Here is a 21866-nt window from a genome sequence, read left to right as displayed (position 1 = left end):
GCACGTGGGGACTGACCTCCAGGTCACTCCCCGGTCGGAGCGGACGTCACGCCCCCGTCATTGCGCGCACTCTCATCTTGCCCGGCGGCGAGGAAGGCGGCGAAGGTGCCCGCCCCAGTCGAATCCGGAGGAGGCAGCGACATGGACGCGCAGGGGCTGCACATCGAGACCCATCCCCGTGAAGGAGACCCGGTGGTGCGCGCGGGCCGTCCGGACCCGTGCACGGTGGTCATCTTCGGAGCCACGGGAGACCTCGCCGAGCGCAAGCTGTTCCCCGCGCTGTTCGAGCTGGCCCGCGCCAACCTCCTGCCGGACCACTTCGCCATCGTCGCGTACAGCCGCTCCAAGCTGGAGGGAGACGCCTTCCGCGAGCACGTGAAGGAGGGCCTCCAGAAGTTCGCGCGCACGCAGCCGCTGGACGAGGCCACCTGGAAGCGCTTCGCCCCGCGGCTGGAGGTCGTCTCCGGCGCCTACGACGACCCGGCCTCCTTCGCCCGCCTGAAGGAGAAGCTGGAGCAGGTCTCCAAGAGCCACGGCACCGACGGCAACCAGCTCTATTACATGGCCACGCCGGCCTCCACCTTCCCCCAAATCCTCCACGGCCTCTCCCAGGCCGGCCTGCTGCCCAGGCAGGAGCAGCCCCACCAGAAGTCCTGGCGGCGGCTGGTGATTGAGAAGCCCTTCGGGCACGACCTGGAGAGCGCGCGCGAGCTGAACCGTCAGCTGTCGGCGGTGCTGGACGAGAAGCAGGTGTTCCGCATCGACCACTACCTGGGCAAGGAGACGGTGCAGAACATCCTCGTCTTCCGCTTCGCCAACGCCATCTTCGAGCCGCTGTGGAACCGCAACCACATCGACCATGTGGAAATCACCGCGGCGGAGAAGATTGGCGTGGAGGGCCGCGGCGGCTTCTACGACGAGACGGGCGTCATCCGGGACATGGTGCAGAACCACCTGCTCCAGGTGCTCGCGCTGTGCGCCATGGAGCCGCCGGTGTCCTTCGGCGCGGAGGACATCCGCGACGAGAAGAACAAGGTGTTCCGCGCCCTGCGCCCGCTGGAGGGCCGCGACGTCGCCCAGGCGGTGGTGGCCGGCCAGTACGAGGGCTACCGCAAGGAGAAGGGCGTGAAGCCCGACTCGCGCACGCCCACGTACGTGGCCATGAAGATGAACGTGGACTCGTGGCGCTGGCAGGGCGTGCCCTTCTTCCTGCGCGCGGGGAAGAACCTGAAGGCGCGCCTGACGGAGGTGTCCATCCACTTCAAGTCGGTGCCGGTGGGCCTCTTCGCCGGCGAGGGCGCCACGTGCCAGCGCCTGCAGCCCAACGTGCTCACCCTGCGCATCCAGCCCAAGGAGGGCATCGCCCTGTCCTTCGAGTCCAAGGTGCCCGGTGAGGACGTGAGCATCGCGGGCGTCACCATGGACTTCAACTACGCGGAGAGCTTCGACAAGCCGGTGCCGGAGGCGTACGAGCGGCTGCTGCTGGACTGCATGCGCGGCAACGCCACCCTCTTCGCGCGGCAGGACAGCGTGGAGCAGGCGTGGAGCTACGTGACGCCCATCCTCCGGGCGCTGGAGTCCGGCGAGGGCGGCGAGGTGCAGACGTACGCACCCGGCTCGTCCGGCCCGGACGCCGCCGCCGCCCTGCTGGCCCGCAACGGCCGGAGCTGGACGCGGCTATGAGCTTCGCCCCGCCGCAGGTCGTCCCCTCCGAGTCGCTCGCGCGGGAGGCCGCCGCGTGGATGGAGCGCTCGCTCCGGGAGGCGCTCGCCGCGCGCCCGCGCGCGAGCCTCGCCCTGTCCGGCGGCGGCACGCCGGGCCCCGCATACCGGGCGCTCGCGGAGGCAAAGCTCCCGTGGGAGCGGGTGGACATCTTCTTCGTGGACGAGCGCTTCGTGCCTCCGGACCACGCGGACAGCAACTACCGCATGGTGGAGGACACGCTGCTCAAGCCGCTGCGGCTGCCCTCCTCCCAGGTGTTCCGCATGCAGGGTGAGCGCGAGGACCGCGACACCGCCGCGCGCGAGTACGAGGCCACGCTCCCGCCGGTGCTGGATGTCGTACTGCTCGGCATGGGGCCGGACGGGCACACGGCCAGCCTCTTCCCCGGCCACCCGGCGCTGGAAGAGCAGAAGCGGCGGGTGCTGGCGGTGGTGGGCCCCAAGCCGCCGCCGTGGCGGATGACGCTGACCTTGCCGGTGCTGCTTTCGGCGCGCGCCGTGCTCAACCTGGTGGCGGGCGCGGGCAAGGCGGACGCAGTACGCCGGGCACTGGCGGGCGACGTGTCCCTGCCGGCGGCGCGGGTGACGAATACGCAGTGGATGCTGGATCCGGCCGCCGCCGGACGGTGAGCGGCAGACTTCTGGAGGAACCATGAGTGACACAGCGGGCGCGCAGTTCGGCGTGGCGGGCATGGGAGTCATGGGGGCGGCCCTCGCCCTCAACATCGCGGACCACGGCTTCCGGGTGACGGCGTGGGACCGCCACACCGAGCGCATCGACGAGATGCACAAGAAGTACGGCCACGAGGAGCTGAAGGGCACCGCGTCGCTGGAGGAGTTCGTCCAGCGGCTGGAGCGCCCGCGCCGGGTGCTGCTGATGGTGACGGCGGGCGCGGCGGTGGACCAGATGATGGAGCGGCTCTTCCCGCTGCTGTCGCCGGGCGACGTCATCATGGACGCGGGCAACTCCTGGTTCCTCGACACGCGCCGCCGCGAGGAGTTGTGCAAGACGAAGGGGCTGCACTTCCTGGGCATCGGCGTGTCGGGCGGTGAGGAGGGCGCACGCCACGGCCCGTCCATCATGCCGGGAGGCCCGCCGGAGGCGTACGCGCTGGTGCGCCCCGTGCTGGAGGCCATCGCCGCGCGCACGGAGGCGGGCCTGTGCGTCACCCACGTGGGGCCGGACGGCGCCGGTCACTTCGTGAAGATGGTGCACAACGGCATCGAATACGCGGACATGCAGCTGCTCGCGGAGACGTACGACGTGCTGCGCCGCGGACTGGGCCTGAGCGCGGAGGCGGTGGCGGACCTGTTCTCCAAGTGGAACCAGGGCATCGCCGAGTCCTTCCTGCTGGAGACCAGCATCCAGGTGCTGCGCAAGAAGGACGCGGAGACGGGCAAGCCGCTGGTGGACCTGGTGCTGGACAAGGCGGGCCAGAAGGGCACGGGCAAGTGGACGGTGCAGGTGGCGCTGGATTTGGGCGTGCCGGTGCCCTCCATCGCTTCGGCCCTCGACGCGCGCAACCTGTCCTCCATGAAGGACGAGCGAGTGGCGGCGAGCGCGAAGCTGAAGGGCCCGTCCGAGACGCTGTCCTCGGAAGAGAAGGCGCAGCTCGCGCAGTGGGCGCATGACGCGCTCTACGCGGCGCGGGTGGTGACGTACGCGCAGGGCATGCGGCTCATCCAGGCGGCGTCCACCGAGTACAAGTGGAACATCTCCCTGGCGGAGATGGCGCGCATCTGGCGGGGCGGCTGCATCATCCGCGCGAAGCTGCTGACGCCGCTGCGCGAGTCCTTCGAGAAGCAGCCGACCCTGCCCAACCTCATGGTGTCGGACGCCTTCGCTCCCGTGCTGGAGAAGATGGGGCCCGCGTGGCGCAGGCTGGTGGGTGTGGCCGCGAAGGCGGGCATCCCCGTGCCGGTGTTCAGCGCGTCGCTGGCGTACATGGACAGCTACCGCAGCCCGGAATTGCCGCAGAACCTCACGCAGGCCCAGCGCGACGCCTTCGGCGCGCACACGTACCAGCGCCGCGACAGGCCCGAGGCCGGCTTCGTCCACACGGAGTGGAACAAGTAGAGACGCCGTCGGGGGCGGGCGAAGGAGTCCCGCCCCCGACGGTGCCATCGGCTCACCCGGACTTCGGCGGCGTGGCCCGCAGCTCCGCGCGGCGAATCTTCCCGCTCACCGTCTTCGGCAGCTCGGTGACGAACTCGATTTCGCGCGGGTACTTGTACGGCGCCGTCGTGTGCTTCACGTGCTCCTGGAGCTCCTTCGCCAGCTCCTGCGAAGCGGTGTGCCCCGGCGCCAGCACCACGTAGGCCTTGATGCGCTGGCCAATCTTGTCGTCCGGCACGCCGATGACGGCGGACTCCGCCACCGCGGCGTGCTCCAGCAGCGCGGACTCCACCTCGAAGGGGCCCACGCGGTACCCGGACGTCTTGATGACGTCATCCGAGCGGCCCACGAACCAGAAGTAGCCGTCCGCGTCCCGCACCGCCCTGTCCCCCGTCACGTACCAGTCGCCCCGGCGGCAGGCCGCGTTGGCGCCCTCGTCGTTGAGGTAGCCGTGGAACAGGCCCACCGGCCGCTCCGGCGCCACGCGCACGGCGATGTCGCCCTCCTGCCCGTCCGCCACCTCGCGACCCGCGTCGTCGATGACGCCCACCGTGAAGCCCGGTGACGGCTTGCCCATGGAGCCCACGCGCGGCTCCACCGAGGGGAACATGCCCACCACCACCACCGTCTCCGTCTGCCCGTAGCCCTCGCGGATGTGCAGGCCCGTGGCCTCCTTCCACGTGTCGATGACCTCGGGGTTGAGCGGCTCGCCCGCGCTCACCGTGTGCCGCAGCGAGGACAAGTCGAAGCCCTTCAAGTCCTGCAGCACCAGCGCCCGCCACGCGGTGGGCGGCGCGCAGAACGTGGTCACCTTCTGCGCCTCCAGCACCTTCAGCAGCTTCGCGGGCTCGAAGCGGCCGCGGAAGTCGTAGACGACGTTGCACGCGCCCTGGCTCCACGGCCCGAAGAGCTTTCCCCACGCGCACTTCGCCCAGCCGGTGTCGCTCAGCGTCAGGTGCCTGTCGTCCGGCGTGAGGTCCAGCCAGTACCGCCCGGTAATCACATGCCCCAGCCCGTAGCTGGCGTGCGTGTGCAGCACCATCTTCGGCATGCCGGTGGTGCCGGACGTGAAGTAGATGAGCATCGCGTCGTCCGCACGCGTGGGCGCGAAGCCCTCCCCGTGCGCGCCCGAGCCCGCCGCCCCCGGCGTGTAGCGCACCCACGGCGAGGGCGCGCCCTCCCCCACCGCCACCCAGGTCTCCACCCGGCCCGTGCCGACGAGCCCCTCGAAGCGGTCCAGGCAGCTCACGTCGGCGATGACGGCGTTGGCGTCCGCGGCCACCAGCCGGTAGCGGATGTCCTTGACGGTGAGCATGGGCGTGCCGGGCATGAAGACGATGCCGGCGCGGATGCAGCCCAGCACCAGGAACCACCACTCCGGCACGCGCGGCATGATGATGAAGGCCCTGTCGCCCTTGTGCAGGCCCAGGCCGGTCAGGAAGCGCGCGGCATGCAGCGAGTGCCGCCGCACGTCCTCCCACGTGAAGCGCTGCTCGCGCCCCGCCTCGTTGGACCACAAGAGCGCGAGCGCGTCCGGCCGCTCGCGCGCATGCCGGTCCACCACGTCCGCCGCGAAGTTGAAGTGCTCGGGCCGCTCCCACCGGAAGTCACGGCGGGTGGCCTCGTAGTCACGCAGGTTGAGCGGGGCGGATGGGGGCATGTGAGTCACTCCTGGGTGAAGACGTACCCCGAAGCCTGCCACGCGCCTCTCCAGCCGGCCTCGCCTTCCGGGCCGCCTTCGCCCGGTGGACGACACGCGCGGGCCCCAAAAGCGAAGAGGCCGACCCCGCGAAGGGCCGGCCTCTCGAGACGTCCACCTGCCTCCGTCACCGGAGGCCGCGCGTCAGTTGATTTCGGCGCAGTGGAAGAGCTTGTCGTACGCCTCGCAGCTGCGCAGCGTGGCCAGCAGGAGTCGCTCGGCGGCGTCGGTGCGGCCCGCCTGGGCCTCGCTCCAGGCGCGCTCGCGATCCACCACCAGGGTCAGCCACGGGTCCCTGGAGCCGTGGGAGAACCGCTGGAGCGCCTTGAGCGCCTCGGCGTCCTTGCGCGCCTCGCCCGTGTACACGAGCGCGCCGAAGTACAGGTCCCACTCCTTCGAGCGGCGCAGCGTCTCCAGCATGCCCGGCGACGTCTTCCCCTCGGCCACCAGCTTCGCGTACTCGCGGGCCAGCGGAGCACGCGCGCTGAAGTCCCGCGCCGCCATGTCCCGGACGTAGTCCTGCAGCACGGCGCCACCGCCCACGCGGTCCAGCTCCTCCGCCAGCGGCAGCAGCGCCTCCACCTGGGCCGACGTGGTGGCAGTGCGCACGGACTCGTAGAGCGCCGCGCGGGCCACCGCCGGCTGCTGCGCCAGCTGCTTCACGTCCGCCTTGCCCGCGGCCAGCTGCTGCCACGACTCCTTCACCTGATTGCGCCACCGCGCGCCCTCGGTCTCCCGCTGCTCCTTCAGCTCGTTCGCCCGGGACAGAGCCTCTTCCGCCCATCCCGCGTCCTGCCCCGGCACCTCGGCCGCCTCGCGGAAGGACGCCTCCGCCTGCTCCCAGAGCCCGCGCCCCTGCAGCGCCAGGCCGCGGTTCCACAGCGCCTGCGGGTGCTTGGGCTCCTGGCGCAGCGCGCCGCCCAGCAGCTCCAGCGCCTCTTCCCACCGCTGCCGGCTCAGGGCCACCACCGCGCGGTCATTGTCCTTGTCCGCGGACTCGGGAGCGCGGGCCAGGAAGGCCTCCGCCTGCTGCCAGTCCCCGCGCAGCGCGTACGCCGAAGCGATGCCGCGGAAGTCCTGCCGCTCCTCCAGCTCCGCCAGCGGCCGCAGCGGCAGCGCCTCCGAGGAGGTGCTCGTACCGCGCATGGGCTCGAAGCGCCGGAAGCGGTCCGCGCTCGGATGGCTCAGCCGCGCCGCCAGCGTCCGCGTGTCCGCGCTGGCCAGGAAGACCTCGGAGGGCATCCGCGGCTCCGCCTGGAGGCGGTACACCCCCACCGCCGCAAGGCCCGCCGCCAGCGCCACCGGCACCGCCGCCCTGTAGGCCCGCTGCATCCACGGGCGCAGCGGCGTCACCTTCTGGCTGTCGTCCTGCTCGGCCCCGGTGCCCGCCAGGGCCCGCGAGGCCAGGAGCTCCAGCTGGAGCAAGTCCCTCAGGCCGACCTCGCACTCCTCGCAGCGCGTCAGGTGCTGACGGAAGGCGTCCGCCTCGGTGGGGGACAGCTCCCCATCCACGAAGAGGTGCAGCTTGGTGCATGGCGTGTTCATGAGCTCGTTGCCCCCTGCTCCCGGGCTACCGCCACCTGGGGCAGCAGCAGTTCCTTCAGGTCCCTGCGAGCCAGGGTGAGCCAGCTGCCCACCGTGCCTACGGGAACGTTGAAATGCTCGGCGATGGCCGTGTAGCGCTTGCCCTCCGCGTGGAGCCGGTAGGCGTCACGCAGGTGCGGCTTCAGTCGCTCGATGGCCTTCTGGAACTCGTCGGTGTTCACCAGCTCCCAGTTCTCCTGGGAGTCATCCGGCGACAACGCCGCGTCCTGAACCAGCGCCAGGTGAGGCAGCCCCCGGGTCTCCGTCCGCTGTCGGCGGCAGTAGTCCAGGAAGCGATTCGTCATGGTGGTGCAGAGCCAGGCCGCCGCCGCCGAGTCCGTCCTGTCCTTCAGGTGCTCGAACTCCGGCATCGCCCGCTCGAAGGTCTCCTGGACCAGGTCTTCCGGTTCCAGGCTCGAGCGCGCGCACAACCGGCGTGCCAGGCCCAGAAGGCCCGGACGATGCTGGCGGATGAACGCTTCGAAGCGCCGCCGCTCCCGGTTGAAGAGGTTTGCCATGATGCCCCACGCTTGCGCAGCTGGTGGTTTCCCACCAAAGACGCGCGGCCGCCCAATCCTTGAGAAGAAAAAAGCGGCCGCCAGACAGTAAAATGCCCGGGAGGGTAAAAAAACCCTTACCGGGCAGGAGGATCAGCCGTTCCGGGCCGCGTCGCCGCTGGAGTCCTTCAGGGGCGGCGTGGCCGGCGGCGGCAGGGGCCGGCGCTGGCGCTGGACGTCCACGTTGGTGGCGCAGTCCACGTAGTTGTTCTTCACGTTGGGCTCCACTTCGGGCTCCCCAGCAATCGCCGCAAGGGAAGGGCTCTTCTTCGTTTCATTGGCACCGGGCGTCATGGCGCTCGCTCCTCGTGCTGGCTACAGGCAGCACGGACAAGTTGCTGATGTATGTAAAACGCAAACGGTCGCATTCCTTACCATGCTGGTTGCGATTTCGTGAGTAGCCCCGGGTCGGACTGACACCAGGATTCCAGGGAGTTCTAAATGAGCAGGGAAAATTCGCGGCTGTCACCGGAGTGGCAGTCGTGGTTGGTGGAGAACCTGGCCCTGGGGGTGAGTCACGATGAGGCGGTACAGGCCCTGACAGGTGCGGGCGTGGCGGAAGACGTGGCGCGCGAGGAGGTGGCCGCGGTCCTGGCGCATCCCTACTACCAGGCGGCCCTGCGTGTGGGACGCCGGCATGGCTGGCTGGAGTCCATCATGGACACCTACAGCGCGCTGCACCGGCAGGCAGGCGGGCACCGGACGCTGGAGCGGCGCGAGGGCCTGGCCCCGGAGGAGTTCTTCGCGCGCTACTACTTCGGGCACCGCCCGGTGGTGCTGCGCGGGCTCATGGAGGACTGGCCCGCCCTGGGGCGCTGGACGCTGGCGTACCTGGCCGAGCGCGCGGGGGACGTGGAGGTGGAGGTGATGATGGGGCGCAACGCCAACCCGGACCATGCCCCCGAGTACGAGAAGCACCGCTCCAGCATGCGCTTCCAGGACTACCTGCGGATGATTGAGACGGGGGGCGAGACGAACGACTACTACATGGTGCCGCGCAACGAGAACTGGGCGCGGGAGGGCTTTGGCGCCCTGCGAGAGGACGTGCGCGCGCCTCGGGGCATCATCGACCCGGAATTGCGCCCGGACATGATGACGCTGCTGCTGGGCCCGGCGGGCACCGTCACCCCGCTGCACCACGACAACATGAACGTGCTGCTGGCGCAGGTGATGGGGCGCAAGCACGTGAAGCTCATCCCCTCCTTCCAGCGGCACCTGATGTACCCGCGCTTCGGCACCTTCAGCCAGGTGGACGCGGAGCGCCCGGACCCGGAGCGCTTCCCCCTCTACGCGGAGGCGGACGTGGTGGAGGCGGTGCTGGAGCCGGGGGACCTGGTCTTCATCCCCGTGGGCTGGTGGCACTGGGTGCGCGCGCTGGACGTGAGCGCCTCGGTGACGTTCCACCACTTCCGGGTGCCCAAGGGGAACACGTACCTGCCCACGCCCCGCTGAGCCGGCGGCGGAAAGAGGCCCGCCGCGCTACTCGGACGTCTCCACCAACAGCACGGACTGCGTCCAGGCGTTGCGCGAGTCGCGGGCCAGCCACTTCTGCCGCTCGTCGCGCAGGGCCACGGCGGGCGCGGAGCCGGCGCGGATGCGCTGGCGCACCCCGTCGAAGAAGCGGCCCGCGGCGTCCGGGATGTCCACGGTGGACGCGAGCACCGCCCGCGCGCCCGCGTCGATGAAGGCGGCCGGCAGGCTGAAGGGCTCGTTGGTGGTGGTGGAGGCCAGGCGCCCCGCGCTGCACGCGGCGAGGAAGACGAGGGGCGAGCCCGCCAGCTTCTGCTGCCGGACGACGTCCGCGGTGAGCGCGTAGCGCCCGTTGCCCTCCGGCGACAGCACCACCAGCGACGCGTCCGACAGGGCGGGGTCGCTGATGCCGTGCGCGTGAATCTCGATTTCGGTGGCGTCCGACATGCGCGACAGCACGCGCGAGGGCGTCGCCTCCGAGCCGGACAGCAGCTCCAGCGGCGTGGGCTCGGGCTCTGGCGAAGGCGTCCACGCGGGCAGCCGGGGCAGTTGCAAAAGCGAGGGGGCCTCCACGCTGGAGACGACGAGCCGGCGCCCGCTCGACGCGGTGCGCGGCTGGGCCGTCTTCCCCATGCGGAAGCTCCAGGCCATGTCCGGCGGCAGCAGGTCCGTGCGGCCGAAGACGGGGGCCCAGGCGAGCACGTCCACCCGCTCGCAGCCCCGCAGCGCCTGCCGCATCTGCTCCGGGACGAGCGAGGACGTGGGGCTGCGGGAGAAGGGCTCCTGGCGCGCACCGTCATAGTGCCCCACCACCTCGCCCTGGGGCCCGCGGGCCACCACCACCCCGCGCTCGTAGTGCACCGCCACCGCCAGCGCGCACCGCGCCGGCACGGAGGTGCCCAGCTGCGCGGCCATCAGCTCCAGCGCCCGGGCCCAGTCGCCCGTGCGCCCCGCGTCGGTGACGAGCGAGGAGTAGCTCAGCGTCCACGCATCGCGCGCCTGCGTGTCCGCGCGCGGGAGCTTCTCCGCCTCATTGATGGCGCGCTTGAGCAGGGCCTGTCCCTGCTCGCGCTCGCGGTCCAGCGCGAAGCGGCCCTCGATGTAGCGCGCGTTGATGGCGTCGCCCGGGATGGGGTTGGTGGCCCAGGGGGCGGCGAGCACCTTGCGCAGCTGCTCCGCGTCCCCCGGGGTCGGGCGGACGCGGGACAGCTCCGAGAAGGTGGCGGCGAACATGAAGTCCAGCGGCGCGTTGGGACACGAGGAAGCGCTCTCCAGCGTGCGGCGCGCGTCCTCCGACTTCATGTCCAGGAATTGGATGTGCGCCAGGTTGACCCGCGGCCAGTAGCAGGTGTTCTTCCGACCGCCTCGCGAGGACCACTCCTCCACGTAGGCCCGGGCGCTCGAGAAGTCGCCGCGATCTCTCGCGATGTGGGTCAGGCTCTCCAGCGCGGTCAGCTCCAGCTCCCACTCCCGCAGCTGGCGCGCCCACGTCCACCCGGTGCGGGCGTGCTGCTCGGCCTCGGTGAGGCGCCGCAGGTCGGTGTAGAGGATGCCCAGGCGCAGCTCCAGCTCCACGCAGCCCGCGCTGAAGGCGCCCTCGCGGCAGCGCTGCAGGGCGCTGAAGAGCCGCTGCTCGGCCTTCCACCACTCGCCGTCCGCCGTCTCCTTCCGGGCCTGCTCGCGCTCCAGGTAGAAGTTGAACCAGGGGTCCTGCTGGCGCTTGCCGCGCTCCACCGCGTCCGTCACGTACCCCATCGCGCCGCCGCGGGTGCGCAGCATGGCCCCCGCGAAGAGGTCGTCCTCGCTGGAGGCGCGCAGCGTCTCCAGCAGCGCCTGCGGAACCGGGCCCTGGGTGCGCACCAGCTCCGCGTAGCCCTTCGCCAGCGGGGCGCGGCGGGTGAAGTCCCGCGTCGCCACCTTCCGCACGTAGTCCCCCAGCGTGGAGCCCCCCTGCAGCCGGTCCAGTTCCTGCGCGAGCGGGAGCAGCGCCAGCGCGCGGTCCTTCGACTGAGCCGAGCGGACCACGTCATAGAAGCTCTGCCGCACCACGCCCGGCTGCTGGCGGGCCTCCTCGAGCGGCAGCGGGGCTCCGGTGTCCTCCATCAACGCCAGGGTGGCGTCGCGGGCGCCCTTCCACTTCCGGGCGCGCTCCAGCGTCTCCTCGCGCAGGGAGAGGGCGTGGGCATGGGCCTCGCGGCCCCAGCCCTGCTCGTTCAGCGTGGCCACCTGCTCGTAGGTCTCCGCCGCCTTCATGGTGAGCCCCATCTCCTGGAGCACCAGCGCGCGGTTCCACAGCGCCTGCGCGTGCTTCGGCTGGGCGGCGAGCACCGCGTCCAGCAGCCGCAGGGCCTGCTCGTGTGCCCCCCTCGCCAGGTGGACGGCCGCCAGGTCGCTGTCCCGGTTCGGAGAGGCGGGCATGCGCTCCAGGAAGGAGGCCGCCTGGTTCCACTCGCCCTGGAGGGCATAGGCCGCGGCGATACCGCCCCAGTCCCCCACCTCCTCCAGCTTCGCCAGCTCCTTCAGGGGGATGGGCTCCGGGGGCACGGGGCAGCCGCCGGAAGAGACGCGCGGCCGGTACTTGTCCGCCTCGGGGTGGGTGAGCCGGGCCTCGATGCGCGCCGCCGCCCGCCGCTCGGCCCAGAACTGGGGCGTGACGCCTCCGCCGTCTCCCTTGGAGGGGCTCCGTGCGAGCAGGACAGTCAATACGAGCACGGGCGTCGCCAGCGCCAGGACCAAGAGCTTGTCGTACGCCGGCTTCAACATACTGCCCCCTCGGGCGCCACCCCCAAGCAGCGCCCACCTATCGGGTTCTACACCAACATCCCCTTGCCGCCGACTGCGCCGCCGGGCATCCCCCCATGCCGCGGGGCGTCTCGACGTTCCTCAACCCACGGAATCCCCGTATGCACGGACATGAGCCTGTCGGGTTCCCGCATTTCCCAGGGGCTTTTCGAGGCCCTCGCGAAACACCTTCCCCTACGGACGGGCCGCGCTGGGCCCCGTGGCCAGGTCGGAAACCAACCAACCTTCACTAGAGACGATGTGGGCCGGAATCCTTGAATGACGCCGTGCGCGCATCCCTTTGGAATCACTGCATCCGCAGTGTTGAGGGGAAGGCTTATGGGTCGGCTTGCCGGGCAGGTCGCTCGCCGAGGCGGGGCACGAGCGGAGGGCTTTCTGGGGGTTGGCAGACGGGCGTTGGCGGGAAGCGGGAAGGCGGCCCGGCTGTCCCATTGCGCCAACCCGAGACGAAAGGACCTCGCTTGCCGCATCTCCTTCGCCATGTCGCCCTGTTGTCCCTACTGCCAATGCTCGCTTCCGCGGACGTGGCGTGGAAGGGCGACTTCGAAACGGGAAACATTTCACAGTGGACGCGCTCCCAGGCCGTCGCCAACAGCCGGCTCCAGATCGTGTCGGACGTCGTGCGCGAGGGCCGCTATGCGCTGAAGGCCATCGTCCGCCAGGGGGATGACCCCATCGGCGCGAGCGGCAACCGCAACGAGCTGCTCTACATCAGCCAGGAGAAGACGGGCTCCACGTGGTTCTACAAGTGGAGCACCCAGTTCCCGAAGAGCTACCCCAGCTCCAACACGTGGCAGGTCTTCGCCCAGTGGCACCAGGAAGGCTGCTGCGGCTCGCCCCCGCTCGAGTTCTTCGTGAACGGCGAGCAGATGAACATGCGCGTGGGCGGAGCCACCGGCACCGTGCTGTGGCAGGCGCCGCTGGACCGCGGCACGTGGCACGACTTCGTGCTGGAGGTGAAGTGGTCCTCCAACAAGAAGGTCGGCTACGTGCAGATGTGGCACAACGGCAAGGTGGCGGTGCCGAAGACCTTCGCCGCCACGCAGTACGGCAGCGAGTTCAACTACCTCAAGCTCGGCCTGTACCGCGACGACTCCATCAGCCCGGAGGCCTTCGTGTACCACGACGGCTTCACCATGGCCTCCAAGCTGGAGGACGTGATGCCGCCCGCCCCCGCCCCCGCGCCGACGCCTGAGCCCACGCCCGAGCCGACGCCGGAGACGCCGCCGGTGGTGACGCTGCCGGACCCCAGCCCCGCGCCGGAGTCCCCGGCGGAGGAGGAGCCCGAGGCCCCCGTGGTGCAGACGCCCACCCCCGACACCCAGCAGCCCGGCCTGGGCGCGCTGCCCGGTGATGACCTGGGCAGCGGCACGCCCGCGGACGGCTCGCGCGTGCCCGGCACGGCGCCCCAGGGCTGCGGTGCCTCGGCCACCGGCACGGGAGGCGTCCCCATCGTGGCGGCCGCCGGCCTGCTCGCCGCCTTCGCGATGCTCGGCCGCCGGCGGAAGCACGCCCCCGCGGCCGCCCGCTCGCGGCGCTGACCGCAGCGGCCAGCCTTCCTGAAGCACCCGGCGGGTCCATCCTTCGAGGATGGGTCCGCCTTCTTTTTTCCGGGGCCGGGAAAAAGAAGCCAAAAAGCCATGTCGATCTCCCGCGACGCCGTTCGTCGCAGGGTTGGAACCCACACAGGAGACTTGAAGCCATGGCGACCAGCATCTTCGTGAACCTGCCCGTGCAGTCCCTCAGCCGCTCCGTCGAGTTCTTCAAGCAGCTCGGCTACACGTTCAATGCCCAGTTCACCAACGAGAGCGGCACCTGCATGGTCATCAGCGAGAACATCTACGCGATGCTGCTGGTGAAGGACTTCTTCAAGACCTTCGTCACCAAGGAGATCGCGGACACGTCCAAGGTCGTCGGGTCCATCATCGCCCTCTCCGCGGACAACCGGGCCGCCGTGGACACGCTCGTGGACAAGGCCCTGAAGGCCGGCGCCACGAAGACGAAGGAGCCCACGGACTACGGCTTCATGTACCAGCGCAGCTTCCAGGACCTCGACGGCCACCACTGGGAAATCTTCTGGATGGACCCCAAGCACGTCCAGCCGCAGCCGTAGCCCGCTCGGAAAAGCAACGGGCCCGTCCCCCGGAAGAGGACGGGCCCGTCAGGGGCACCCGGGTGTCAGCCGCGCGTCAGTGCGCGCCTTCCACCTTCACGCCGGCAGCGGGCTTCTTGAGCATGAACACCAGCACCAGCGACAGGGCGAAGATGGCGGTCAGCACCGTGAAGTTGGCGTTGAACGCGCGCACCAGCGCCTGGCCGTTGATGCGCTGGCTGAGGATGCTGTAGGCGGCGCCCAGCGGGTCCGCCACGCGTGAGCCCACCGCGCCCCGGATGGCGGCGACCTGCTCCTGCGTCACCTGGCTGTAGGCGTCCACGTGCGACGTCAGCGCGGTGAAGTTCACCTTGGTCGTCCGGCTGAGCGCGCTGCTCATCCACGCCGTGCCAATAGAGCCGCCCAGCTCACGCGTCAGGTTGTAGAGGCCCGCCGCGTTCCCGCGCTGGTCCGGCCGCAAATCACTGAGCGCCATCACCGACAGCGGCACGAACACCATGCCCAATGAGCAGGCGCGGATGAACACGGGCAGGATGAGCGTGGCCTCGTCCGCGGTGCTGGACAGGTGGCCGTTGGTCCACAGCGACAGGCACATGCCGATGATGCCCAGCCCCACCAGCATCCGCCCATCCACCTTCCCGCCGAAGCGGCCGATGAGCGGCATCAGGAACAGCTGGATGACGCTGCCCTTGAGGAAGATGAGGCCGATGTCGAGCGCCGAGTAGCGCATCACCGTGCCGCAGTAGAGGCTGAAGAGGAACGAGCCCGCGAACAGCGCCGTGCCGACGATGAAGTTGATGCCCGTGGCCGCCGTGTACGAGCGGTTGGCGAACACGCGCAGGTCCACCACCGGCTGGGGTGTCTCCAACTCGTGGACGATGAAGGTGATGAGCGCCACCCCCGCCACCACCGCGAGCAGCGTGATTTTGCGGCTGTCGAACCAGTCCTCGCGGTTGCCCTCCTCCAGCACGAACTGGAGCGAGGCCATGCCCACCGCCAGGAGGGCGATGCCATACCGGTCCACCTTGTCCTGGGTGGGCGCGAAGGCCGGCTGGTCGATGTGGCGCCACGCCATCCAGGCCGCGAACAGGCCCACCGGCAGGTTGATGAGGAAGATCCAGTGCCAGCTCGCCGCCTCGATGAGCATGCCGCCCACCGTGGGCCCGAGCAGCGGCCCCGTCACGGCGCCCAGGCCGAAGAGCGCACCCGCCATGCCGTGCTCCTCGCGCGGGTAGCGGGCGAAGAGGATGGCCTGCGAGGTGGGGATGATGGCGCCGCCGCCGATGCCCTGGAGGATGCGGAAGACCACGAGCGACGGCAGGTTCCACGACAGGCCGCACAGCACGCTGGCCGCGGTGAACATCAGGATGGAGGCGGTGAAGTAGCGCCGGTAGCCGAAGCGCCGCTGCAGCCAGCCCGTCATCGGGATGACCACCACGTTCGCCATCATGTAGCCGGTGGACACCCACGCAATCTGGTCCAGCGGCGTGCCGAAGCTGGCGCGGATGTCACTGAGCGCCACGTTGACGATGGAGATGTCCAGCACGGACATCAGCGCCGCGGCCATGGCGGCGATGGTGATACCGGCCTTGGAGCCGGTGATGGCGTCGCTCTGCACGACTAGTGGCCCCTCGTATTCACCGTCACTTCAGCGCTCATGCCCGGCCGCAGCCCCGCGTCCTTCAGCTCACCGTCGAAGCGGATGAGCACGGGGATGCGCTGCACCACCTTCACGAAGTTGCCGGAGGCGTTGTCCGGGGGCAGCAACGCGAAGCGCGCGCCGCTGGCGCCGGCCAGGCTGTCCACGTGGCCCTTGAACTCGCGGCCGCCGAAGGCGTCCACCGTGAGCTCCACTTCCTGGCCGGGCTTCATCTCCCCGACCTGGTCCTCCTTGAAGTTGGCCACCACCCAGACGTCGTTCTGCGGCACCAGCGCCATCAGCGGACGCGCGGGGTCCACCACCTGGCCCACCTCCACCGTGCGGCGGCTCACCACGCCGTCCACCGGCGCGCGCACCTGCGTATAGGACACGGCCAGCTCCGCCAGCTTCAGCGCCGCCTGGGCCTGCTTCAGCTTCGCCTCGGACAGCTTCACCGCCGCCTGGGCCGCCTGCACCTGCACGGCCACCGTCTCCGCCGCGGCCAGCTTGCCCTGCGCCGCCTCCAGGCCGCCGGACGAGCCCTGCACGCCGGCCTCCGTGGACGTCAGCCGCGCGCGCGCCACGTCCAGGTTGGCCTTCGCCTGGTCATACCCGGCCTGCCGCGCGTCCAGGTCCGCCTGGGTGACGGCGCCCTCCGTCTTGAGCGTCTTCACGCGGTTGAAGTCCGCCTCGGCCAGCTTGAAGCGGGCCTCGGCGGACTGCACGTCCCCGCGCGCCTGGTCCAGCGCCGCCTTGGACGAGCTGATGCCGCTGGAAGCCTGCACCACGCCGCCGCGCGCCTGGCGCAGGTTGGCGCCGGCGTTCGTCTCGGTGAGGGCGAGCTGCGCCTGGGCGCTGGCGAAGCCGGCCTCCGCGCTGAGCACGTCCGCGCGCGCCACGTCCAGCTTCGCGTTCAGGTCCGTGGCGTCCAGCTCCACCAGCACGTCGCCGGCCTTCACCGGCTGGTTGTCGCCCACCAGCACCTTCGCCACCTGGCCGGAGATGCGCGGCGCCACGTTGGCGATGCGGCCCTCCACCTGGGCGTCGTCGGTGGCCTCGTGGCCGTACGTCAGCGCCGCGCGCGCGCCGCCGCCCACCAGCGCCACGGCCAGGAGCGCCGGCAGCACCTTCTTCGCCCGCGACGAGCGCGGGGCGGCCGGCTTCGCCGCGACGGCGGCGGGGGCCTTGGGTTCGATGCTGGGGATGTCCTTCTCGAGATTCGCGGTCTGGGTGCTCATGGCAAGGCTCGGGTGCTGTGGTGACAGATGGTTTGGTGGCTAACCATCCAGCTCGACGGATGCATCCGACGGGGCCGGACGGAAGGAATCAGGGGTGTGGGAGGGGCTTCAGGGGTCCCGGAGGGCGGGGATGCCCGAGCTGACCTTGGTCATCAGCTCCTGGAGGGTTGTCCGCTCGGCCTCGCTGAGAGGGGCCATGAGGGCGGAGATGCGGCGGTAGTGGTCCGGCAGCATGCCGTCGAGGAGCTTGCGCGCCTTGGCGGTGAGCTTCACCGTGTACATCCGGCGGTCCTCGGGGTGGTCCTGGCGGGAGATGAGGTCGTCCTTCTCCAGGGTGTCGAGCAGGCCCGTCATGGTCGCCCGGCTGACGCACGAGCTCTCCGCCAGTTCGGCCGGGGTGAGGCCCCGCCCGTCCTCCACCTCCTCGGTGGAGAAGAGGCGGATCAGCACGACGAAGCGACCCATGGACAGCCCGTGCCGCGCCAGGTGCGCGTCGTAGGCCCCCGTCAGCTCGTGCGACAGGTGCAGCATCGCGATGCACGTCTGGATGGCGCTCATGTCGAGCTGCGGGAAGCGCTCCGCCAGCCGCTTCAGCCGCTCGTAGCGGGGCACCGGAGGGAGCGACAGGAAGGGGGCGGTTCGTGTAGCCACAGTGGCCATACAATAAGGGACCTAACTAAATTCGCAACCCGAAGTTGAGAGCGCTTCTCCTGGGGCGGCCGGGCCGTCCAGGCAGGGTGAAGAGCCCCCGGCTGCCTTCCTACTGGGAGGCATGCGGGATGGGCCGGGCCCGTGTCGTTAGGAAGGCTCTGTGATGGATGTGAAGGACCCCACGGTGCAGGCGGCGTTGCGGCGCGCCTGTGAGGAATCCGGGCTGCCGGACTCGCTCCGGGGCTGCGTCTACCCGCTCCTCAGGGACCCGGAGGGCGAGTGGCCCGCGTGCTGCGGTGGAGGCTGCCTGCCGTGCGCGTCCACGCTGGCGGACGTGGCGGCGCGCACGCTGGAGCTGCTGGGCACGCCGCGGCGCGCGCCCGTCTGACGGGGTGGGGCCGGACCTGGGGGCGCGCGTGCCGGCTGGCGGCGTACGCTCGCGGGCATGAATCCCATCGTCCATGGCGAGCTCGCGTGGCTCGCCGCCCAGGGCCTGCGCGAGCGCAGGGACCGCATCCTCGTCGTCTGCGCCGGGCTGGCTCCGGACCTGGACGGGCTCAGCCTGCTCGGAGGCAAGGACTGGTACGAGCGCTACCACCACGTCCTCTTCCACGGGTACGTGGGCGCGCTCGTCACCATGGCGGTGTGCACCGCGTTGGCGCGGCAGCGGGCGTGGGTGGCGGGCCTGTCGCTGCTGGCCTTCCACCTCCACATCGTCTGCGACCTCGCGGGCAGCGGGCCCGGGTGGCCCATCCACTACTGGTGGCCGAACAGCATGCGCGAGTGGTTCTGGGACGGGCAGTGGGACCTGGCCTCGTGGCAGAACAGCATCATCGGTCTCGCGGCCACGCTGGCGTGCCTGGCGTGCGCGCTGCACTTCCGGCGCACGGTGGTGGAGGTGTTCTCGCCGCGCTGGGACGCGGAGGTGACGCGCACGCTGCGGCGCCGGTTCCTCGGGGAGGTGGACTCCCCGGGCCCCACGCCTCCGGCGGCTTGAGCCGGCGCGCTCACTGCGGCTGCTTGCACTCGCGGCGCAGCGCCTCCACGCGGTCCTTGGGCATGGCGCGCACCGTGGCGGGCGCCAGGGCGCGGAAGCGCTCGCAGCGCTCCGTCACGTCCTGCTCCTGCTCCAATTGCTTCACGGCCACGTCCGCCGCCTGCGCCGGCTGGCCCTTGCGCTGGTAGAGCCGCTCCAGCAGCACGTACGAGCCCTCCGGCCGCGGGTTCTCCGCCACCTGGCGCTTCGCCGCGTCAATCGCCTCGTCCACCCGGCCCTCGCGCTCCAGGTCCGACGCGCGCTCCAGGTCTTCCGTCTTGGTGCAGTACGGAAGCAGCGACTTCACCTTCTGCATCACGTCGCTCTTCGACTGGTACAGCTTCGAGTCCACCGAGCGCCAGATTTCGCAGCGCGTGCCGCGACGCTCGCCCTGGATGAGCTTCGACACCTTCTCCGTCAGCCGCGACGCCGCCTCCGGCCGGCCCGCGCGCTGCAGCCGCTTCGCGAAGTTCAGGTGGTCCACCGCATCCTGCGAGTCGCGGTACGGGCTCACCTCCAGGTGCTTCGCGTAGCTCTTCTCCGCCGCATCCACGTCCCCCGCGGACAGCTCCGCCTGCGCGAGGTCCTTGTTCGCCTGCGGGTGGAACGGATTGAGCGACACCACGCGCTTGAGCAGCGATACCCGCGCCGTCTCGGCCTTCTGGCGCAGGCTCAGCTCCCAGTAGGGCCGCGCGTCCTTCGTGCCCCGGTCCACCAGCTTCTGGTAGATGCCGAGCGCGCGCTGCTTCAGCTCGCCGCGCGAGCGCGCCTGCGGGGACTCGCGGTAGGACGTGTTCCAGTACGCCTGCGCGAGCGCGAGCTGCACGTCGTTGTTGTCCGGGTCCTTGCGCTCCGCCTCCTGCAACAGCTTCACGGCCTTCTCGCAGCCCGCCCGGTCGAAGCCGTCCGAAGCGCATTTCTCCTGCACCAGGCGGATGCCCTCCGTCGCCTCGGACGACAGCGCCGCGGGCGCCGCCACCGATGGCGTGGGCGCGGCCGACGGAGGCGAAGGCGGCGCCACGGCCGGCTTCTCCGGAGGAGGCAGGACCTGCGCGTGGGACAGCAGCGGCACGAGCAGCACCAGCCACGCGCGCGCGGCGCATGAGGGGAACGCAGTCATGGAAGGCTCCTTCGTCACCGCTGCACGTGGACGTGGTCCGCGGCCGGGTCGTTGCAGTCGAGAAATGTTATCGGCCCGTTCTCGGTGAAGCTGTTGGGCTCACCCGCGACGCGGATGCCGGCCAGCTCCACCACGCACATGAGCTGCCGCCCGTCCTTGCCCGGAATGGACAGCATGCGCGGGTCCAGGTCCAACGCGAGCCCCCGCGTGTGCCGGCTGTCGATGCTCCCCGAGCCGATGAACTTGTTGCGCTGCGGGTTGCGGAACGCGCTGGTGATGATGCTCTCCAGGCTCACCCGGGTGGCGCGGTTGTTCGCGGGCGTGTCGGCGATGCCGTTGGGCCCGGCGCGGATGACGCCCGCGCAGCCGCCGTTGACGCGCGCGCCCACGCACACGTCGTCTCCCTTCGGCTCGGTGTCCCCCAGCGCGCCCAGCATCAGCACGGCCTGTCCCGGCGACACCACGGTGGAGGAGGGACTGGCCGCCCGCGTCCCCACCGGCACCACCTGCACGTCGTCGTTGAGGAGGCGGTTGACCTCCGCCTCCACGTCGCGGAGCAGCTTCTCCAGCTCGCCCGGCTTCTCCTCGACGATGATGGAGTAGTTGCCCCGGTTGAGCGTGGTGCGCCCCGGCGTGCTCACGCTCGTCAGCGTCGGCTGGAACTTCGTGCCGTAGTCCACGTACTCCTGCCGGAGGATGTCCGCCTCCTCCTGGCGGATGAAGGTGGTGGCCGGCAGCTTCGCCTCCAGCGTCACACCGTCCACCACCAGCGAGGCCGACACCTCGTACTCCAGCGGAGGGTTGGGGTCTCTACTGCCCGTCTTCGGCAGCGCCGAGGTGCCCTTGAAGACCAATTCGGGGCCCGTCGCCGCCGCGGGCAGCGCGGGCCCGGACTGCGCCCCCACCGGCTTCACCGTCCAGCGGATGCGGTCCGCCAGTCCCGGCTCGCCGCCCTCCACCCGCGCGTGGGCCACCGTCTCCTCGCGCGTGACGAAGGACGTGCGCGCCGTCGTGCCCTCGCGCCGGGTGAAGACCTCGGTGAGCGCCAGCGTCACCGGCTGGCCTCCAATGTCCTTCGTGACCTCGACCAGGGGAGGAGGAGGCGCACCGCTGCCGCCCGTGGCCGGGCCGGCATCCTCCTTCGCCTCCTCGGTTCCACACGTGCAGCCCGTGGCGAGCACGATGCAGGTCAGCCCCGCGGCCAGCCACCAACGTGGATTCCTTTTCACGAGCGCTTCACCCCCCGCCGCGCCGTCCGAGGTGAATCCCGTCGGGCGCGGCCGTGTAGCGACGCGCGCATCTTGCGTGAGCCGTCACGCGCCGCCGCGCGCTCCCGGGTCGCGGATGTCCGTGAGAGGACGCGCTCGCGCGAGACGACGCACTGCCCGACGCTGCGCCCGTCCCCGGGGGCAGCGCGCCCCACCCCGCCGCCCCTCCCCGCGAGTCACCCACGCGGTGAACGGAGCGACAGTTGCACCTCAAGCAGACTGCATGGGCGCCCGCGCCTCACGGCACCGGCGCGGCGCCTTGCGGACTGCATGGGCGCCCGCGCCTCACGGCACCGACGCGGCGCCGAGCGGACTGCATGGCTGCCAGCGCCTCACGGCACCGACGCGGCGCCGGGAGAGAAACCATTCTGCCCCGCCACGCCGGGGCATCCTGCCCCCGATGGGGCGATGTGCCCCACGCGAACGGGGCCGGCCGCCCCGGGCCGCCGCCGCTTCCCGAGGGATGCGCCCTTCGCAGGAGGCTGGCACGGCCGATGCTCTTGCCCGGGTCAGCCGCGCGAAACCCCGCGCGGCGCACCGGAGTGAGACCTCATGAAGCGCACCCTGTCCCTCGTTGCTGGCCTCGGACTTTCCCTTGCGTCGCTGGGAGCCTTCGCGGCCCCGCCGAAGGCCGCCACCACCGACGGTCAGAAGCCCGCCGCCGCTGCCCCGGCGAAGCCCGCCACCAAGGGCAAGAAGGCCAAGGCGCACGCCGCCACCCCCTCCACCAAGCCTGCCCCGGCGCCTGCCGAGGGCTCCGGCAGCGGCAACTAACCGCCGCTTTCCTTGCAGCACTCGCGGTACGTTGTGAGTACCCACCTCCGGTCCGTGAGCTCCACCCCCTCGCCCACG

The 21866-nt window shown here is 70.8% G+C and carries 19 protein-coding genes; 9 read left to right on the top strand and 10 right to left on the bottom strand.

The window, feature by feature from the left end:
• The first annotated feature begins 141 nt into the window (after positions 1–141).
• The 3 genes from zwf to gndA are packed head-to-tail and all read left to right on the top strand — an operon-like array spanning position 142 to position 3798.
• Positions 142–1683, top strand: a complete 1542-nt coding sequence (gene zwf / locus G4D86_RS05575; protein WP_163990233.1) for a glucose-6-phosphate dehydrogenase — start codon at positions 142–144, stop codon at positions 1681–1683.
• Positions 1680–2351, top strand: coding sequence for a 6-phosphogluconolactonase (gene pgl, locus G4D86_RS05570; protein ID WP_163990231.1), 672 nt, complete (start codon positions 1680–1682; stop codon positions 2349–2351). The genes zwf and pgl overlap by 4 nt, the downstream gene beginning before the upstream one ends.
• A 22-nt stretch (positions 2352–2373) precedes the next feature.
• Positions 2374–3798 carry an NADP-dependent phosphogluconate dehydrogenase gene (gene gndA, locus G4D86_RS05565; protein WP_163990229.1) on the top strand — a complete coding sequence of 475 codons (1425 nt, stop codon included), beginning with the start codon at positions 2374–2376 and terminating at the stop codon, positions 3796–3798.
• Between the two features lie 52 nt (positions 3799–3850).
• Here the strand turns inward: gndA and G4D86_RS05560 are convergent, their stop codons facing one another.
• The 4 genes from G4D86_RS05560 to G4D86_RS05545 all read right to left on the bottom strand — a co-directional run bounded on the left by G4D86_RS05560 (position 3851) and on the right by G4D86_RS05545 (position 7971).
• Positions 3851–5497, bottom strand: a complete 1647-nt coding sequence (locus tag G4D86_RS05560) for an acetate--CoA ligase (protein WP_205519472.1) — start codon at positions 5495–5497, stop codon at positions 3851–3853.
• 183 nt (positions 5498–5680) lie between these two features.
• Entirely contained in the window at positions 5681–7081 is a 1401-nt protein-coding gene (locus tag G4D86_RS05555; RefSeq protein ID WP_163990227.1) for a zf-HC2 domain-containing protein, read from the bottom strand.
• The gene (locus tag G4D86_RS05550) at positions 7078–7638 is read right to left on the bottom strand and encodes an RNA polymerase sigma factor (protein ID WP_163990225.1); all 561 of its coding nucleotides are present in this window, start codon (positions 7636–7638) and stop codon (positions 7078–7080) included. The genes G4D86_RS05555 and G4D86_RS05550 overlap by 4 nt, the downstream gene beginning before the upstream one ends.
• Before the next feature lie 132 nt (positions 7639–7770).
• On the bottom strand, positions 7771–7971 hold the full coding sequence (locus G4D86_RS05545; protein ID WP_163989412.1) for a hypothetical protein: 201 nt from the start codon (positions 7969–7971) through the stop codon (positions 7771–7773).
• Positions 7972–8118: 147 nt separating this feature from the next.
• Between G4D86_RS05545 and G4D86_RS05540 the strand changes: the two genes are divergently transcribed.
• A complete protein-coding gene (locus tag G4D86_RS05540) occupies positions 8119–9129 on the top strand; it encodes a cupin-like domain-containing protein (RefSeq protein ID WP_163990223.1) in 1011 nt (336 codons plus the stop codon).
• A gap of 27 nt (positions 9130–9156) precedes the next feature.
• Here G4D86_RS05540 and G4D86_RS05535 read toward each other — a convergent pair whose 3' ends face one another.
• Positions 9157–11910: a CHAT domain-containing protein gene (locus tag G4D86_RS05535; protein WP_163990220.1), complete on the bottom strand. Its 2754-nt coding sequence runs from the start codon at positions 11908–11910 to the stop codon at positions 9157–9159.
• Positions 11911–12410: 500 nt separating this feature from the next.
• Between G4D86_RS05535 and G4D86_RS05530 the strand changes: the two genes are divergently transcribed.
• Positions 12411–13490 (top strand): polysaccharide lyase family 20 protein, encoded by a 1080-nt coding sequence (locus G4D86_RS05530; RefSeq protein WP_163990218.1) that lies wholly within the window; start codon positions 12411–12413, stop codon positions 13488–13490.
• A gap of 161 nt (positions 13491–13651) precedes the next feature.
• On the top strand, positions 13652–14062 hold the full coding sequence (locus tag G4D86_RS05525) for a VOC family protein (protein ID WP_163990216.1): 411 nt from the start codon (positions 13652–13654) through the stop codon (positions 14060–14062).
• A 76-nt stretch (positions 14063–14138) separates the two neighbouring features.
• Here G4D86_RS05525 and G4D86_RS05520 read toward each other — a convergent pair whose 3' ends face one another.
• The 3 genes from G4D86_RS05520 to G4D86_RS05510 all read right to left on the bottom strand — a co-directional run bounded on the left by G4D86_RS05520 (position 14139) and on the right by G4D86_RS05510 (position 17497).
• Positions 14139–15680, bottom strand: a complete 1542-nt coding sequence (locus tag G4D86_RS05520) for a DHA2 family efflux MFS transporter permease subunit (RefSeq protein WP_163990213.1) — start codon at positions 15678–15680, stop codon at positions 14139–14141.
• Positions 15681–15682: 2 nt separating this feature from the next.
• The gene (locus G4D86_RS05515) at positions 15683–16939 is read right to left on the bottom strand and encodes an HlyD family secretion protein (protein ID WP_163990209.1); all 1257 of its coding nucleotides are present in this window, start codon (positions 16937–16939) and stop codon (positions 15683–15685) included.
• A 108-nt stretch (positions 16940–17047) separates the two neighbouring features.
• Entirely contained in the window at positions 17048–17497 is a 450-nt protein-coding gene (locus tag G4D86_RS05510) for a MarR family winged helix-turn-helix transcriptional regulator (RefSeq protein WP_240360083.1), read from the bottom strand.
• Between the two features lie 253 nt (positions 17498–17750).
• Between G4D86_RS05510 and G4D86_RS05505 the strand changes: the two genes are divergently transcribed.
• Positions 17751–17978: a hypothetical protein gene (locus G4D86_RS05505; protein WP_163990205.1), complete on the top strand. Its 228-nt coding sequence runs from the start codon at positions 17751–17753 to the stop codon at positions 17976–17978.
• A 57-nt stretch (positions 17979–18035) separates the two neighbouring features.
• A complete protein-coding gene (locus G4D86_RS05500) occupies positions 18036–18587 on the top strand; it encodes a metal-dependent hydrolase (RefSeq protein ID WP_163990203.1) in 552 nt (183 codons plus the stop codon).
• Between the two features lie 10 nt (positions 18588–18597).
• Here G4D86_RS05500 and G4D86_RS05495 read toward each other — a convergent pair whose 3' ends face one another.
• Together G4D86_RS05495 and G4D86_RS05490 are read right to left on the bottom strand one after the other, a co-directional pair.
• Positions 18598–19746 (bottom strand): tetratricopeptide repeat protein, encoded by a 1149-nt coding sequence (locus G4D86_RS05495; RefSeq protein WP_163990201.1) that lies wholly within the window; start codon positions 19744–19746, stop codon positions 18598–18600.
• A gap of 14 nt (positions 19747–19760) precedes the next feature.
• Entirely contained in the window at positions 19761–20975 is a 1215-nt protein-coding gene (locus G4D86_RS05490) for a hypothetical protein (protein WP_163990199.1), read from the bottom strand.
• Positions 20976–21566: 591 nt separating this feature from the next.
• Between G4D86_RS05490 and G4D86_RS05485 the strand changes: the two genes are divergently transcribed.
• Positions 21567–21788: a hypothetical protein gene (locus tag G4D86_RS05485; protein ID WP_163990197.1), complete on the top strand. Its 222-nt coding sequence runs from the start codon at positions 21567–21569 to the stop codon at positions 21786–21788.
• The last annotated feature ends 78 nt before the right edge of the window (positions 21789–21866 follow it).

Source organism: Pyxidicoccus caerfyrddinensis, assembly GCF_010894405.1.
Classification (GTDB): domain Bacteria; phylum Myxococcota; class Myxococcia; order Myxococcales; family Myxococcaceae; genus Myxococcus; species Myxococcus caerfyrddinensis.
This window is presented reverse-complemented; position numbering and strand designations above follow the sequence as displayed.

Excerpts from the sequence above, each read along its gene's own strand:
- zwf (WP_163990233.1), top strand. The coding sequence starts at position 142 with ATGGACGCGCAGGGGCTGCACATCGAGACCCATCCCCGTGAAGGAGAC.
- pgl (WP_163990231.1), top strand. The coding sequence starts at position 1,680 with ATGAGCTTCGCCCCGCCGCAGGTCGTCCCCTCCGAGTCGCTCGCGCGG.
- gndA (WP_163990229.1), top strand. The coding sequence starts at position 2,374 with ATGAGTGACACAGCGGGCGCGCAGTTCGGCGTGGCGGGCATGGGAGTC.
- G4D86_RS05560 (WP_205519472.1), bottom strand. The coding sequence starts at position 5,497 with ATGCCCCCATCCGCCCCGCTCAACCTGCGTGACTACGAGGCCACCCGC.
- G4D86_RS05555 (WP_163990227.1), bottom strand. The coding sequence starts at position 7,081 with ATGAACACGCCATGCACCAAGCTGCACCTCTTCGTGGATGGGGAGCTG.
- G4D86_RS05550 (WP_163990225.1), bottom strand. The coding sequence starts at position 7,638 with ATGGCAAACCTCTTCAACCGGGAGCGGCGGCGCTTCGAAGCGTTCATC.
- G4D86_RS05545 (WP_163989412.1), bottom strand. The coding sequence starts at position 7,971 with ATGACGCCCGGTGCCAATGAAACGAAGAAGAGCCCTTCCCTTGCGGCG.
- G4D86_RS05540 (WP_163990223.1), top strand. The coding sequence starts at position 8,119 with ATGAGCAGGGAAAATTCGCGGCTGTCACCGGAGTGGCAGTCGTGGTTG.
- G4D86_RS05535 (WP_163990220.1), bottom strand. The coding sequence starts at position 11,910 with ATGTTGAAGCCGGCGTACGACAAGCTCTTGGTCCTGGCGCTGGCGACG.
- G4D86_RS05525 (WP_163990216.1), top strand. The coding sequence starts at position 13,652 with ATGGCGACCAGCATCTTCGTGAACCTGCCCGTGCAGTCCCTCAGCCGC.
- G4D86_RS05515 (WP_163990209.1), bottom strand. The coding sequence starts at position 16,939 with ATGAGCACCCAGACCGCGAATCTCGAGAAGGACATCCCCAGCATCGAA.
- G4D86_RS05510 (WP_240360083.1), bottom strand. The coding sequence starts at position 17,497 with ATGAGCGCCATCCAGACGTGCATCGCGATGCTGCACCTGTCGCACGAG.
- G4D86_RS05500 (WP_163990203.1), top strand. The coding sequence starts at position 18,036 with ATGAATCCCATCGTCCATGGCGAGCTCGCGTGGCTCGCCGCCCAGGGC.
- G4D86_RS05495 (WP_163990201.1), bottom strand. The coding sequence starts at position 19,746 with ATGACTGCGTTCCCCTCATGCGCCGCGCGCGCGTGGCTGGTGCTGCTC.
- G4D86_RS05485 (WP_163990197.1), top strand. The coding sequence starts at position 21,567 with ATGAAGCGCACCCTGTCCCTCGTTGCTGGCCTCGGACTTTCCCTTGCG.